A 15,449-nucleotide genomic window follows, 5' to 3' on the forward strand; every position below is an offset into this window, starting at 1 on the left:
CTGCGGGGTCCGTTTTCTCCGGAAAGAAGGAGAGAGCCATGACCAAGCTGACGATTCGAACCTACTCGTATTTGTTTCTTGTGCCCGCATTTCTAATCTACTTCGTTTTCTATTTGCTGCCAACCGTGTTATCGCTGTTCTTCAGCATGACTCGTTGGACCCTCACCGATTGGGATTTCATCGGCTTTGACAATTATGTCACTTTTTTCTCGGAGACGGCGCTCAGCATCGGCTTCCGGAACACGTTAATTTACGCGGTTGTAACCTGTGGTCTCAAGGTCATTCTGGGCCTCTTGCTCGGCGCGTTCCTTACCTCTGCCGCTCTGTTTAAAAACTATCTGCGTTCCGTTATTTTCTTTCCGACACTGCTCAGTACAATTGCGGTCGGGATCGCGTTCTCCATTATGATGCATCCTTCGTCAGGACTGATTAATACAAGTCTGGCCGCGCTTGGCATTACTGGACCAGATTGGCTCGGCAATACGAAGATTGCGCTGCTGTCAGTTGCCCTAGTAGACGTATGGAAAGGTATCGGCATCGCTACCGTTATCTATATCGCGGGCATTTCGGCGATTCCTGGTGAGTATTACGAAGCGCTCAAAATCGACGGCGGGAGCAGCATGAACGCATTCCGGTACATCACGGTTCCATTAAGCAGACCGGCGATGAATTCGGTCATCATACTGGCATTTATCGGAGGGCTTCGTTCCTTCGACCTGATCTGGGCCATGACTAAGGGGGGGCCGGGTTTCACGACCGACCTGATCGCCTCGATCATATACAAGCAGTATCAGGCTGGCTTCTACGGCCTAGCGACTGCGGGCAACGTCATCCTGTTCATCGGCGTGTCACTGCTGGCGTTTCCCTTGTATAAGTACCTGACGAAAAGCGAGGTGCATTTATGAGCAGGGAAATGAGCAGGATCATGGATAAAAGCGTGGGCAAGGCGCTGAGCCGCGAAAACACCGGGATCAGCAGCAAAGCTAAGAGGGTTATCATAGCGGTGTTCGCGCTGGTGCTCAGCACCGCCATCTTCTGGATTCCGTTCTATTTCGTCATCATCAACTCCTTTAAGAGTCAAGCAGAATCCGCGCTCATGAATATGTCGTGGCCGAAATCGTTTCATATTTTGGAAAATTACAGGGATGTGTTGACTGCCTCCGATCATATGCTTGTCCGCGCCTTTTACAACAGCATGCTGCTGACCGTTCTGTCGATCGCTGTACTGATCATCGTCAGCGCGATGGCCGGTTTTGTCTTGCATCGCCGCGAAGGGGGGCCGTTTTCTTCCTTCTTAAACTTTCTTGTATTGGCCGGCTTGATGATTCCGCCAGCTATCGTGCCTACGATCTGGGTGCTCGACTCGATCGGATTGTTCAAGACGCTAGCCGGCATCACCTTCGTGGAGGTTGCGCTTCATTTTCCGTTCGCGGCGATTTTGTACAAAGCGTTTGTGGCAACGCTGCCTCGCGAGATCGATGAAAGCGCGCTGATCGATGGGGCGGGCGGCGGGCGGTTGTTTTTCAGCATTATATTTCCTCTACTAAAGCCCGTCACTTCAACCATCATTGTGCTTGAATCGATCAATGTCTTCAATGATTTTGTCAATCCGCTCTACTTCTTCCCAGGCTCGGACAACGCGACGGTGCAGCTGACGCTGTACAACTTCATGAGCCGGTTCACGACATCGTGGAATCTGCTGTTTGCCGATATCGTTCTGATCTCTATCCCGATGCTCATTCTGTTCATTTTCTTCAATAAGCAAATTGTAGCCGGCATGACGGCAGGCGCCGTTAAGGGGTAATCGAGCCAGAACTGCTGGAGTCAGGTGCATGGAACACGGCATGGATCAGTACGATCTGATGTATAAACGAAATCGAGCGATTTTTTTATAGAAAACGGTCCCGATCGGAAAGGTTTTTGTCCCGAACCGCCATGATTCGGACTGAAAGAGACAGTATGATGGAAATATAAAGCGTTTACAACTATGATGGCTTGACGATTCGACTAGTGATCTTATCTTGGAACATGATTATTCAATTCAGAGGACGAGAGGATGTTGAACATGGCGGTCAAAATCGGAATCGTAGGCATGAACGGTATCGGCAACAACCATGCAAACTGCTATAAGGAGGATGAATTGGCTGATGTCGTTGCGGTATGCGACGTCATCAAGGAGCGCGCCGACGCGGCTGCGGAGAAGCACGGTGTAAAGGCGTACTATACGCTCAAGGACATGATCGAGAACGAGCCCGACCTTCAGGTCGTCGATGTGACGACAGGCGGCATCGACAACGGCAGCTGGCATTTTGAACCGGCGATGGAAGCCATGTCTTACGGAAAGCACGTGCTGGTGGAGAAGCCGCTGTGCAACGATGTGCGCGAAGGCCGCCAGATGGTGGCTTTTGCCGAGAAGCAGAATGTGTATCTAGGCTGCAACCTGAACCATTACTTCACGCCGCCAGCTGAGAAGGCGAAGCAATATATGGATAGCGGCGAGGTGGGCGAACTGGTCTACTGCCTGGCCAAAATGGGTTTCAACGGCGGCGAGCGCAACTATTCCCTGGCCAGCTCGGACAAAATCAAGGGCCACCCTTACTTTCACATGCGGGCTTTTCTGACACACCCATTCAGTGTCATGCGCCATTTCTGCGGCGATATCACGCATATCCAGACGTTCTCCGACCGTCCTGGCTTCCGGCGCAGCGCAGGCGACGTTATGGTGTCCATCAACAGCATCCATATGAAATTCGCAAATGGCGGTGTCGGCTATCTATTGAGTCAGCGCGGCGATGCGGTCTACGGATTAGGCGGCTGGTGGAGTCTGGAGGTTGCGGGCTCAAAGGGGACATTCACAATTGAGAACTGCGTCGAGAAAGTGTCGTTCTGGAAAGCGGACAAAGGCATACCCGCCATCAGCGTTCAGGCTGAGCCGGAAGTGACGGATTTTGGCACGAACGATTTCAACCGGACATTCAACAATCGGCTGCATGCGTTTCTGGAGGATGTTGACGGCAAGGTATCTCCGGATGCGCTGCGCGCCAGCGGGCGCGATGCGCTTGCTGTGCTGGAGTATGTGCATGCGGTGCAGGAGTCGTATGAACGGGGTGGCGAGGTCGTTCGGCCGCAGCCGCTGCCGCCGCTGCACGGCGATCCGTTTTATTTGAAATAATCGCGTTAAAATGACGTGAGGCACCGATGCTTCCGATTCATTAGCTGAATTCTATTCACTTATACATGCTTTACTAATCGATCATTCAGGAGGACTCTTACATGATTAAATTGGGTGTCAATTCCGTGCTGTTCAAAGAGTTCGATTTTGCCGTAGCGGCGAAGCATATTGCAGCTTGCGGCTACGACGGTGTAGAGATCGCCGCGATTCAAGGAATGTGCGAGCATCTGGATCTCAGCCGCTGGAGGGATCAGAAGAGCGAGCTGCAGGCGATTGTGCAGGAGAACGGACTGACGTTTCTCTCGACTGAGGTTGCGTCGCTGAAAGAGGAACGGCTGCTGCCGGCTTTCGAAGCTGCCGCTGAAATGGGTATTCCGATCGTCAATGTTGGCCCAGGCGGGAAGCTGGGCGTCGAAGAAGACCTGCAGGCGTCGATTGAGATGCTTGCTAGGATGGCGGAGAGGGCCGCTTCGTTTGGCATTACGCTCTGCGTGAAGGCACATGTCGGCAACGCCATCCACAATACGCCGACCACGCTGCGTGCGATGGAGGCGATCGCTTCTCCTGCGTTCGGCATCGACATGGACCCCAGCCATATCCACCGTGCCGGCGAAAATGCAGAAAAAGCGCTGCCCGCCGTACTTAGTCGCGTGAAGCATGTTCATATCCGTGACTGCAAGGGTCGTGAGCAGGGACCTGGACCGATCGCCCTGCAGGCGTGCGGACGCGGCGACATCGATCTGTACGGCTACTGCAAAGCAATGGTTGACGGAGGTTACGCTGGACCGGTTGTCGTTGAGGTGATCGGCTCTGCACCGGAGCATACGCTTGCGCTAGTATCCATCGTAGCCGCGGAGTCTTACGGCTACCTCAATGCCGTCCTTAAACAGCTGAACGCGCGATAAAAAGCAATATTTTCATCCAAAAGGAGGATTTCAATATGGCCAGTAAGAAACCGAATATCCTGCTGTTCGGCATAGACAGCCTTCGTCGGGATCATATGAGTGCGTACGGCTATTCAAGGCTGACTACCCCGCATCTTGATAAAATTGCAGCTCAGGGCGTACTGTACGAGAAGCATTTCAGCCCGGGCATTCCGACAACGCCGGCTTACGCATCGATGCTGACAGGCATGGACGTGTTCGGCACCGACGTTGTGGCGCTGCGCCATGAAGGACCGCTCGGCGGTCACGTCAGGACGCTGCCGGAGGTCCTCGCTGAGAACGGCTATAATACAACATGCGTCGGCTTCACGGGCAATCCGTCATCGCGCGGCTTCCAAACGTATCTCGATTATGAATCTTGGGTGCCCGACGAGTCGGGACGCACGCCCAAGGCGCAAAACCTGAACGACATCGCAATTCCAGAGCTGGAGCGGCTGGCGGCAGAGGATAAGCCGTTCCTGCTGTTCATGCGGCATATGGATCCGCATTCGCCGTATTTGCCGCCTGCGCCGTTCGAGCGGATGTTCTACGGCAAGGACGAGAAGGACCCGGCCAACGATTCCATGGAGCCGGTTTACCATTTCAAGCCGTTCGCGGATTTTCTGAAGTCATGGATTCCGGAAGGCGTTACCGACGAAGCTTATGTCAGCGCGCAGTATGACGGCGCAATCGCTTATATGGACGCTTGTATTCAAAGCATCTTCGAGAAGCTTGCCGCGCTAGGTTTGGAGGAAGAGACGCTGGTCGTAATCACGTCGGATCACGGCGAGACGCTGTACGAGCACGACTGTTATTTTGACCATCACGGCCTGTATGACTGTACGCTTGTCGTGCCGCTCATCATCAAGTTCCCAGGACGTTTGCCTGCGGGAAAACGGATAGAGGATGTGTCGGCCATCTCGGATATTATGCCGACGCTGCTTGACTTGATTGGCATCGACGGCGGCATTTCCTTCGACGGCCGCAGCCTGACGAAGGAGGTTTCGAGCGAGGAAACGAACCGGATCAGCGAGCTGTATCTGACGGAATGCACATGGATGCGCAAGCACGGCTGGCGGACACCGGAATGGAAGCTGATCCGCGCATTAGAGCCGGATTTCCACTTCAAGCCTGAGGTAGAGCTGTACAATTTGATCCGTGATCCGGAGGAGAACACCAATGTCGCGGAGCAGGAGCCAGAGGTCGTCGCGATGCTGACGAAGCGGATGGAGGACCATATCGCAAGGCGCGAAGAGCAGACTGGACGTACGAATCCTATCTATACGAATCTGAACTGGCACGGCAAAGGCGAGACGTTCACCTCGTCCGAGCAGGCATACGAGTCGCTGCATATCGGCAACATTATCGGCGCACGCTCCCTCCAAACCAAGGAGGAGGCGGCATCCAAATGATTCGGGTTGCGGTCGTCGGAGTCAATCATATCGGAAAAATCCACTGTCGCGCCTACCGTAATCATCCGGACACGGAGCTTGCGGCTGTCTGCGATCTGATGCAGGAACGCGCGGAAGCGGCAGGCCTTGAACATGGCGTTCCCTTCTATACCGACCTAAGAGAGCTGCTAGCTAAAGAGCAAATCGACGTAGTGGCGGTTGCAACGGCGGGTGTGGAGAAGGGCAGCCATCATTTCGAGCCAGCGATGGTCGCGATTGAAGCAGGCAAGGACGTCCACGTGGAGAAGCCGATTTCCAACCGGATCGAGGAAGCAAGGACGCTAGTCGCTGCCGCCCGTGAACGAGGCGTCCGGCTCGCTTGTAATTTAAATCACCGCTTTACGCCCGCTGCTTACAAAGCGAAGGAAATGATGGAAGCGGGCAAGCTAGGCTCCCTTCTTTTTCTCAATATGCGGTTAACCATCCAGAATTCGCAGGAAGATACGGAGTGGCTGCACATGCGTGCTCTGCATCCCCATTCCATCGATGTCATGCGGTATTTTGGCGGTGATGTAAAGCGGGTGCAGGCGTTCATGACCAAGGCGCCGGGCCGCCAGAGCTGGTCGACCGTATCTGTCAATCTGCAGTTTGTTTCCGGCGCGGTCGGCCATTTGACCGGAAGCTACGACATGTCGATGCGCCATCCGATCGAATATTGCGAAGTGGCAGGCAACGAAGGCCGATTCGTTATCGACAACGTGTACGAAAGCATGACGTATTATCCGCACCAATCCGACGAGTTGACCGTAGTCCGCAATTCGCTGTTTGGCGGGATGCAGGGCTTCAACGATACGTTTACACATCGGATCAATCGATTCATCGGGCAGATCAAGGCAGGCGATGCGCCGGAAATGATCGAGGCGTCCGGCGCGGATGCGCTTGCCGCACAGGAAGTTATTGAAGCCGCGATTCGTTCGCATCAGTCCGGCGGCATGCCCGTTGACGTACCCGCGAACGGATAAGCGAAAGACTAGGCGAGAGGAGACGATCTGCATGGACAGACAACACGGCTCGGTGATATGGTTCATGGGATTGTCGGGAGCGGGCAAGACGACGACGGCCCGGCATATAGCGGCGGAGCTGCTGCAGCAAGGACGGCACGTGGAGCTGCTGGACGGCGACGAGCTTAGAGAGACGATCTGCAAAGGCCTTGGCTTCTCCCGCGAGGAACGGCTTGAAAATATCAAACGGATCGTCTACGTGGCAAAGCTTCTCTCTCGCAACAGCGTGGATGTGCTCGTCTCCGCCATTACGCCCTACCAGGAAATGCGTGACTACGCACGATCGCAGCTGCCTGGGTTCGTGGAAATTTACGTGCAGTGCCCGCTCGGCGAGTGCGAGCGCCGTGACGTAAAGGGCTTGTATGCCAAGGCGAGAAACGGCGACTTGCGCCAATTTACCGGCGTTTCCGATCCGTTCGAGGTGCCGCAGTCCCCCGACATCGTGATCGACACGGCTGCCACCTCGCTGCAGGATAACGGCGATGCCGTGATCGGCTGGCTGCATGCCAATTTGCGGTTCAAACACGCAGCGCAGAGAGCATAACCGAAGAGGCGATAGATAACCGGATCACCGGAATCCCGAAGGAGACGGCATACCATGAAGATCATACTAATATCGCTGGATACGCTTCGCGCCTCAAGGTTGAGCGGGTACGGCTATCCGAAGCCGACGAGCCCATATTTGGACCGGATCGCCGAGCAAGGCGTGCTGTTCGAGCGCGCTTATGCCGCCGACATTCCAACCGAAGTGGCGCATACCGGCATTTTTACCGGCAAAGTCGGGCTTACGACAGGGATTGTCTCCCACGGGTCAGAGCTGACGCATCTGCCCAAATCGACCCCGTGGCTGCCAAACCTGCTGCGCAGCGCCGGCTTCACGACGTCGGCGGTGGACAATTTGTACCAGCTTAAGGAATGGTTTGCGCGCGGCTACCGCTACTATACGAACAGCGTTGGCGGCAATCGTTGGATCGACGGCCGGACCGTCAATGATTTGGCAATGCCATGGCTGACGGAGCATAAGGACGAATCGTTCTTTTTGTTCCTTCATTATTGGGACGCTCATACGCCTTATTTGCCGCCGGAATCGTATATTCCAGACTTTTATGAAGCGGGGCGGGATCCTTATGATCCGGACAACCGAAGCATGGATTCGGCATACAACCATCCCGCCTACCCGTTCTTCAAGCACCACCATTACGATCTTGTCGGTCCGGTGACCGACAGTGCCTACTATGACGCGCTATATGACGCAGAAATCCGCTATCTTGACGATCGTTTGAAGGAACTCGACACCCATCTGGAGAAATTGGGTATTAAAGAGGATACGCTGCTGATTCTGTTCGGCGATCATGGTGAGAGTCTGACGGAGCACGACATCTTCTGGGATCATTGCGGCTTGTACGAGCCGACCGTCCATGTGCCGATTATTATGCGGTGGCCCGGTCGTATTCCAGAGGGACGCAGGGTGCAGGGCCTCGTGCAGCAGGTGGACATTATGCCGACCGTGCTGGAAGCGATACGCAGCGAAAAGCCTGACGGTGTCGACCTTGCGAAGGTTGCAGACCCGCCCGAAATGGACGGCCGGTGCTTATGGCCTTCTATCCGCAGGGAGATGGACGGTACGCACGACGTCGTTTACCTGAGTGAATGTGCCTGGCAGGCGGCGCGCGGCGTACGGACGAACCGCCACAAATTTATCCGCACATACGACGCGGGGCCTTTTACTAGACCGCCAAGAGAGCTGTATGATCTGAGTGCCGATCCAGAAGAGACGGTAAATCTCGCGGAAAGTGAGCCGGAGCTCGCCGACCAGCTGGAAAGGCAGTTGGAAAGCTGGGTGGCGGCTAAGCTGAACGGCCGTGAGGATCCGAAGGACCGGCAGCTCCGCGAGGCGGGACTTCCGTTCCGCAGGCGCATTGAGCAAATACTGGCGGCATCCGGTATGACGTGGGACGAATGGTTTCAGAATCCGAGCCGTCAGCGATTCGATCAGGCGACAGAAGGGCGGCTTGAACCGATCATCGGATCTTGATCGGATCTTGACCGGATCTTGACCAGATTTCGACGCGAGGGGATGAAAGATGGAACGTATACTGGGTAGCGATACTTACATGAAGGATGAATTTCCGTTCTGGATCACTCGGATGGTACAAACCACTGTCGCCGAACACGGTCACGAGTTCATTGAGCTTGTCTACGTGGTGCAAGGACAGGGCGTCCATATCTTCCAAGGCAACCATTACAACATTCATGCGGGCGACGTGTTTATTATCAATCCGGGCGAGACACATGCTTACTCTGTAGCGTCTGGCGGGAATATGGAAATCGTCAATTGCTTGTTCATGCCGTCCTTTATTCCCGATGCGCTGCTTCAGGAGCTGGAAATAACGGCATCGATGGACTACTTCTACGTGCATCCCTTCCTAAAGCAGGATGTCCGCTTCAACCATTACCTGAATCTGAACGGCCAGGAGGCGACGTCCGTGCTAGCATTGCTGGAGAGCATGATCCGCGAATTCAGCAGCCGCGGCTCCGGCCATAAGACGTTGATCCGCCTGCAGATGGTGGAGCTGCTCGTGCTGCTGTCCCGCTATTACGCCTATATGCAAAGCCATCGTATCCATAGATCCCCGCGCCAATCGGAACGAGTGATGATGGCTAGACGGATTTCCGGCTATCTCGAACGCCATTTTGACAAGAAAATTACGCTTCAGACGCTGGCCGGCCTGTTCAATGTCAGCACGCGGCAACTGAACCGGCTGGTGCGCGAGGAGTTTGGCAAGAGCGTATTCGATCTGCTGCACGAAGTTCGCATTGAGCGGGCGAAGCGGATGCTGCTCGAATCCGACCAGAAGGTCATTTACATTGCGACCATGGTTGGCTACGATGATCCATCGTTCTTCAGCCGATTGTTCGTCCGCTATGCCGGCTGCTCGCCGCGCGAATACCGAACTGGCTCACGCGAGCAGTGGGAAGGAAAGGGGCGGATGGCGCATGACACACTCGAAGAAAGAGCGGAGGCCTAACGTGCTGCTGATTACGGCCGACCAATTACGAGAGGATTGCGTCGGTTACAGCGGCAAATATCCGGTCCGGACACCGCATCTGGACCGTCTGTCTGAGCAGGGCGTTTCCTTCTCCCATGCCTACTCTGTGCTGCCTGTATGTTCGCCGGCTAGGCAATCGCTGCTGCGAGGAAGAAGGCCGGAGACATTCGGTGCTCTATGGAATTACAGCGGTGCCCTGCCTGTGAAGTCACTTGCGCCGGAATCCTATACTTGGACGAGAGCGCTAGCTGAAAGTGGCTATGCAACCGCATATTTGGGCAAATGGGGTGTCCATCCCGTGCATGGCCCTGCAGCTTATGGTTACGAGTCCTATGTCAGCGAAGCAGAATATCAAGACTACGTCTCGCAGAAGCACCCGGACGTCCGTTATGAGAACGGCTTCTTCGGCGAAGAGAGCCCGCTGCCGCTGGAGGACGCGGAGACGCATTGGTTCGCCGCGCGTGCGTGCGAGACGCTGGAGCGTCTGGGGGAAGACGGGCGTCCGTGGCATCTGGCGCTGCACTTCAGCGAGCCCCACTTGCCCTGCCGACCGACGGCTCCCTTCGCAGCGATGTACGACGCCGCGGACATCCCGGAATGGGCAGGCTTCCGCGAGACCTTTGCCGGCAAGCCGTACATTCAGCGCCAGCAGCCGGAGAGCTGGGGAGTCGCCGGTTACGGCTGGCAGGATTGGGCCCCGATCGTTGCCCGTTATTACGCAATCATCAGTCAACTCGACGATGCGATCGGGCGGGTGATGGGAACGCTGGAGCGGCTAGGCATGGCGGACGACACCATTGTGATCTTTACCGCGGACCACGGCGACATGTGCGGTTCCCACGGCATGATGGATAAGCACTACATCATGTATGACGATGTTGTACGGGTGCCGCTCATCGTTCGGATGCCGGGCGGCGGGGATACGGAACGAGGCTGGCAATGCGACCGGTTCGTCTACAATTTTCTGGATTTGCCGCCGACGATTCTGGAGCTTCTCAACTTGCAAACGCGCGATCCTGGAGATCTGCAGGGACGCTCATTTGGGACGCTGCTGGCTCGGGAGGAGCCGGCCGATTGGCGGGACGCCATCGTATCGACCTATAACGGCCAGCAGTTCGGGTTGTACACGTCTCGGATGATCCGTACGGCAGAATGGAAATACATCTGGAATTTGACGGATGTCGATGAGCTGTACGACATGGGCGGCGACTCTGGCGAACTGACGAACTTGAGCGGGAAGGCCGATCATGCAGAGCTGCTCGCCGTGCTGAGGAGACGATTGTACGAGCAGCTGTCCGCGGATGGCGATGCGATCGTCGCGAACGAATGGACACGCCGCCAGCTGCTGCAAGGCGCGAAGCTGGGCGGTACATAGAGAAGCGAGCGCTGATGAAGCCATCATAAGTTTTATAAGCAGAATATCAGACCGAAACTAAAACATCATATGGCTGCTGAAAGACAAACGGGTTTCTTCACTTGAATGACGAAGAAGCCCGTTTATGTTTTTGGTCGAATAAGCAATGGAAAGTACTTGAACAACTCGGTGAAAAGTATAATATAAATATGAATCTATTTTTCATAGATTTAATCGTTCGATCCTAGAGAGGCTGTTTTTGTACGATGCCTTATAAAAGTAAGGTTAGCTGAGAGTCAAGACTTAGGCACTGCAAGCAGAATGCTGATAGGATACCGTTTGGGCGGGTAAAGGAGGGACGGCGATGAGGATGAGTCCATATGATGCTGCCGAAGGCCATTGGGTGGTGGAAGGCAGATGAGGCTTGATGATCAGAAGTTTTTTTCGAGAGAAGTCCGTCATATTTTGGAAGCGGTTACCGACCGGATGATTCCGGAAGATGAATGGCCATCGGCGACTGATGGGGGAGTGCTGTCTTACCTGAAACGTCGTGCCGACCAGGATGCTGCCACCTGGACGGATGTGATAGAACCTGGAATTCGCGCATTGGATGCGGAAGCAATAGCTGTCCATGGCCAACCATTTGCGGAGCTGTCGCTACATGAGAAAGATAGACTGCTGCACGACGTCGAGCGGAATTCCGTTCGAGACTGGCCTGTTTCGTCTAAACGCTTCTTTGACACTTTATTGAGTCTAGTCATCGAAGGTTACTATGGAAGTCCTGAGGCGGGCGGGAATAATGGCGGCAGGTCATGGGACATGATCGGATTCCGTCCGGGTCCGGCATCCGAAAGCGATGCGACTGCCCCTGAAACCGATTTACCGCAAAGAACCTTCGATCAGCTTCGAGACCAGTATGATGTTATCATCATAGGAGCTGGGGCTGGCGGCTCGGTAGCGGCGGCGGTATTGGCCGAATCTGGACTTCGCGTTCTCATCGTTGAACGCGGAAGCTGGCTTCGATACAGTCAAGTAGGCAGCGATCATTTGCGTAACCATCGTTTTAGCAAATATGGACATAACACAGGACCGGGTTTGGAAGGCAATCCTCGTACGATTCTATCGGCAGGCGGGGACGAGCGGATCACCGCGCCCTTTGAGGGCGATTATCATAATAACGCGATGACGCTCGGCGGGGGAACGCGGATCTATGGGGCGCAGGCGTGGCGTTTTCATCCGGATGACTTCCGTATGGCGAGTCGCTATGGGATACCGGAGGGGAGCTCGCTAAGCGATTGGCCGATAAGTTATGAGGAGCTCGAACCTTATTATGTGAGGGCCGAGTGGGAAATCGGCGTCTCCGGTGATGGGAATGCCCATTCTGGACGCGGGAAGCGACAACGCGATTATCCCATGCCAGCGCTGACGCGTACGCTGGAAGCTGAACGGCTGGCTCGGGCGGCAGAGAAGTTGGGATGGGAAGTGGGGCCGGTGCCTCTCCTCATCAACTCCATCGATCGGGACGGTCGACCGGCTTGCGGACGGTGCGGCCAGTGTGTCGGATTTGCCTGCCCGACCAATAGCAAGAATGGCGGGCACAATACGATGCTAGTGAGGGCCATCGCTACCGGTAACTGCGATCTAATCTGCGATACTACGGTGGAGCGCATCGATACCGAGGGAGGACGGCATGCCACCGGGGTTCGACTTGTGCAGCAATTGGAAGGCTCAATCCAGCGGAAGCAAGTACGGGCTGGGCACGTTGTGGTTGCCGCCGGGGCCATCGAAAGCGCACGCCTCCTTCTCAACTCGGCAAGTGATTCGGAGCCGCATGGAATAGGCAATCGGAACGGACAAGTAGGAAGAAACCTTCAAGGCCATGTCTATTCTGGTGCGTACGGCCTTTTTGATGATCCGGTTCAAGATGGTTTAGGTCCGGGGGTGAGCATCGCCACCTTCCGCTTTGACCATAGTAACGAAGGCGGGATTATCGGTGGAGGGCTGCTTGCTAACGAGTTCACTCGGTTGCCGCTCATTCACTGGTATCGAGCGCTTGCGCCGGACGCGGCGCGATGGGGGAGCGCAGGCAAGGAAACGATGCGCGAGAGTTACTTGCGCACCAGCCAAATTCAGGGACCGATCCAAGAGATCCCGAGCGCCGAGTCCAGAGTGCGGCTATCGAAGGCGGTCAAAGATCGTTTTGGCATGCCTGCAGCTCAACTCTCTGGAAGTGTCCATCCCGAATCTCTTCGAGCTTCAGCCATGATGGCAGAGCAAGCGGAGAAGTGGCTTTGGGCCGCCGGAGCACGTGAGGTATGGCGAACACAGCCAGGAGGCGGGCTTAGTGCCGGGCAGCATCAGGCGGGCACTCTGCGCATGGGAAATGACCCTTCGACATCCGTCACAGATCCCTTAGGCCGCGTACATGGATACGATAATCTCTGGGTGAGCGACGGCTCTGTGCACGTGACCAATGGCGGCGTTAATCCGGTGTTGACGATTCTTGCTTTGGCATTCCGTACGGCAGAAAACCTGGTGAAACAAGGGTAGCGAAATGATGGGAAAGCATCGTATCAAAAAATAAAGGGAACCAATAAAGAGTCATATGTTCTATAAGGCGAAGCGTTGACTATTATGGAGAAAGGGAAAATCGTGGAGAGCGGACCGGCAGAAGTCATTATTATTAATCCGCGCCATCGCTCTCCATAGGCTGTGAAACAGAAGATTCAAAAAAAGACTGCTCTCCTTTTAGGTTAAGGTGAGCAGTCTTTTTTTTGGATCGGGTTAAAAGGCTAAAATGAAGCTCAAATCCTTCATCAGGCTTCTTTGGCGATTGCCAATTTCAACTTCGCTTTGGATTCTTCTTTAGAGGCTTGATCGGTACGTTTGATAAAGAAGGAAAGCAGCAAACCGATTATGCCAATCCCAACAATTACGAGATAAGCGTCATTAATTCCCTGAATGGAAGCTTCCATGATCATTTGCTTTTGTGTTGCGGCCTCTGTCCCGCCTGAAGCCATTAGATCCTGTAAATGCGTTTTGGTACGACTCGTCATCACGGTTACGAGCAGAGATGTGCCTACTGCGCCGGCAACTTGCTTAATGGTATTGGAGATAGCCGTGCCATGCGCATTGAGTCTGGCTGGCAATTGATTTAAGCCTGCTGTGGTAATAGGCATGAGGAGCATAGCCATCCCGAAGCGGCGCCCCGTAGACATAAGAACCAGATAGGTATAGCTGGTCGTGTCCGTCAAGTTAATGAAGCCGAAGGTAGTGGCGATCGTAATCGCCATTCCGATGATGGAAAGCCATTTTGCTCCGAACCGATCGAACAGCCGTCCCGTGATCGGCATCAGTATGCCCATCAGGAGCGAGCCAGGGAACATCAATAAGCCGGATTCCAAGGCGGTAAAGCCACGGGCATTTTGCAGATAAAGAGGAAGCAGCATCATATCCGCGTACATTACGATAGTAACCGCGATATTTATGATGGTCGTTAAAGAAAACATGCTGTATTTGAAAGCACGGAGATCAAGAAGCGGATTTTGGGAAACCAACTGCCGCCAAGTAAACAGGACGAGAGAAAGAACCCCCGAAATAAGAGTAACAAGCACCTCCGCGCTCGACCAGCCTAAGCTGCCAGCTCGGCTGAAGCCGTACATCATCGCTCCGAAACCTACGGTTGAAAGGACAACGCTTAGCATGTCAATTTTGGCCTGGATTCGCTCCGACACATTTTTTAGATAAATAAACCCGCAAAGGATAACAATGAGAGCTAACGGTATCATGCCGTAAAACATCATTTCCCAAGGATAATTTTCCAGGATGTACCCGGCAAGCGTTGGCCCGATCGCTGGGGCGAAAATGATGGCGAACCCGACCATACCCATTGCCGCGCCTCTCTTATTGGGGGGGAAGAGCGTTAAAATGACATTCATGAGCAGCGGCATAATAATACCAGCGCCGGCTGCTTGAATTAATCGCCCGGTCAGCAGGACGGGAAAGCTCGTTGCAACAGCCGATACGATCGTTCCCGCAAGAAAAATAAACATCGAGGTTTGAAACAGCTCACGTGTGGTAAATCGCTGCATCAAATAGGCCGTGATCGGAATTAATACACCGTTAACCAACATATACCCTGTTGTCAGCCACTGTGCTGTTGCTGCCGAAATGTTAAAATCAATCATTAATTCCGGGACAGCAACGCTCATGACTGTCTGATTCAGTGTCGCAAGAAAGGCACCCAAAATCATTACGAACAAGATTGGGCCCTTTTTTATCGCACTACTGTTTATTGCCAAGCTTTTACTCAACCTACTCCATCCTCTCAATCTCTCTGTATATACTTAATTTACACTGTGTTATATAATCAACAATGTATAAATTAGATTATAGGCAGAAATGATGTGTTTACAAGCGACACAAATTGATAAAATGTAAAGTAGTTGACAATAAAAAGTGTTTTTGTCGTTTATCTTAAAGATGTTCTACGAAAGCG

General features: G+C 54.0%; 12 protein-coding genes. 11 read left to right on the forward strand and 1 reads right to left on the reverse strand.

The genetic code is table 11. The annotated features are described in order from the left end of the window. Positions 1-38 precede the first annotated feature (38 nt). The 11 genes from HI950_RS12465 to HI950_RS12515 all read left to right on the forward strand — a co-directional run bounded on the left by HI950_RS12465 (position 39) and on the right by HI950_RS12515 (position 13,501). Positions 39-905: a carbohydrate ABC transporter permease gene (locus tag HI950_RS12465; RefSeq protein WP_169082434.1), complete on the forward strand. Its 867-nt coding sequence runs from the start codon at positions 39-41 to the stop codon at positions 903-905. 20 nt (positions 906-925) lie between these two features. After that, positions 926-1,804 (forward strand): carbohydrate ABC transporter permease, encoded by an 879-nt coding sequence (locus HI950_RS12470; RefSeq protein ID WP_169082433.1) that lies wholly within the window; start codon positions 926-928, stop codon positions 1,802-1,804. 261 nt (positions 1,805-2,065) lie between these two features. Continuing rightward, positions 2,066-3,172, forward strand: a complete 1,107-nt coding sequence (locus HI950_RS12475) for a Gfo/Idh/MocA family protein (protein WP_187768081.1) — start codon at positions 2,066-2,068, stop codon at positions 3,170-3,172. Between the two features lie 101 nt (positions 3,173-3,273). After that, positions 3,274-4,077 carry a sugar phosphate isomerase/epimerase family protein gene (locus tag HI950_RS12480; RefSeq protein WP_169082431.1) on the forward strand — a complete coding sequence of 268 codons (804 nt, stop codon included), beginning with the start codon at positions 3,274-3,276 and terminating at the stop codon, positions 4,075-4,077. Between the two features lie 35 nt (positions 4,078-4,112). Next, complete coding sequence (locus tag HI950_RS12485; protein WP_169082430.1) at positions 4,113-5,507, forward strand: sulfatase family protein; 1,395 nt, start codon at positions 4,113-4,115, stop codon at positions 5,505-5,507. Next, a complete protein-coding gene (locus HI950_RS12490) occupies positions 5,504-6,508 on the forward strand; it encodes a Gfo/Idh/MocA family protein (protein WP_169082429.1) in 1,005 nt (334 codons plus the stop codon). The genes HI950_RS12485 and HI950_RS12490 overlap by 4 nt, the downstream gene beginning before the upstream one ends. Positions 6,509-6,539: 31 nt before the next feature. Next, entirely contained in the window at positions 6,540-7,091 is a 552-nt protein-coding gene (cysC, locus tag HI950_RS12495; protein WP_223285245.1) for an adenylyl-sulfate kinase, read from the forward strand. Between the two features lie 54 nt (positions 7,092-7,145). Beyond that, on the forward strand, positions 7,146-8,582 hold the full coding sequence (locus tag HI950_RS12500) for a sulfatase family protein (RefSeq protein WP_169082427.1): 1,437 nt from the start codon (positions 7,146-7,148) through the stop codon (positions 8,580-8,582). A 49-nt stretch (positions 8,583-8,631) separates the two neighbouring features. Further along, positions 8,632-9,576 (forward strand): AraC family transcriptional regulator, encoded by a 945-nt coding sequence (locus HI950_RS12505; protein ID WP_169082426.1) that lies wholly within the window; start codon positions 8,632-8,634, stop codon positions 9,574-9,576. Further along, positions 9,545-10,972: a sulfatase family protein gene (locus tag HI950_RS12510; RefSeq protein ID WP_187768082.1), complete on the forward strand. Its 1,428-nt coding sequence runs from the start codon at positions 9,545-9,547 to the stop codon at positions 10,970-10,972. The genes HI950_RS12505 and HI950_RS12510 overlap by 32 nt, the downstream gene beginning before the upstream one ends. A gap of 396 nt (positions 10,973-11,368) precedes the next feature. Then, positions 11,369-13,501: a GMC family oxidoreductase gene (locus HI950_RS12515; RefSeq protein ID WP_169082424.1), complete on the forward strand. Its 2,133-nt coding sequence runs from the start codon at positions 11,369-11,371 to the stop codon at positions 13,499-13,501. A 266-nt stretch (positions 13,502-13,767) separates the two neighbouring features. On the opposite strand, the gene HI950_RS12520 is transcribed toward HI950_RS12515, so the two are convergent. Beyond that, complete coding sequence (locus tag HI950_RS12520; protein WP_169082800.1) at positions 13,768-15,204, reverse strand: DHA2 family efflux MFS transporter permease subunit; 1,437 nt, start codon at positions 15,202-15,204, stop codon at positions 13,768-13,770. Positions 15,205-15,449: the final 245 nt, after the last annotated feature.

It is taken from the genome of Paenibacillus sp. PL91, assembly GCF_012935325.2.
Classification (GTDB): domain Bacteria; phylum Bacillota; class Bacilli; order Paenibacillales; family Paenibacillaceae; genus Pristimantibacillus.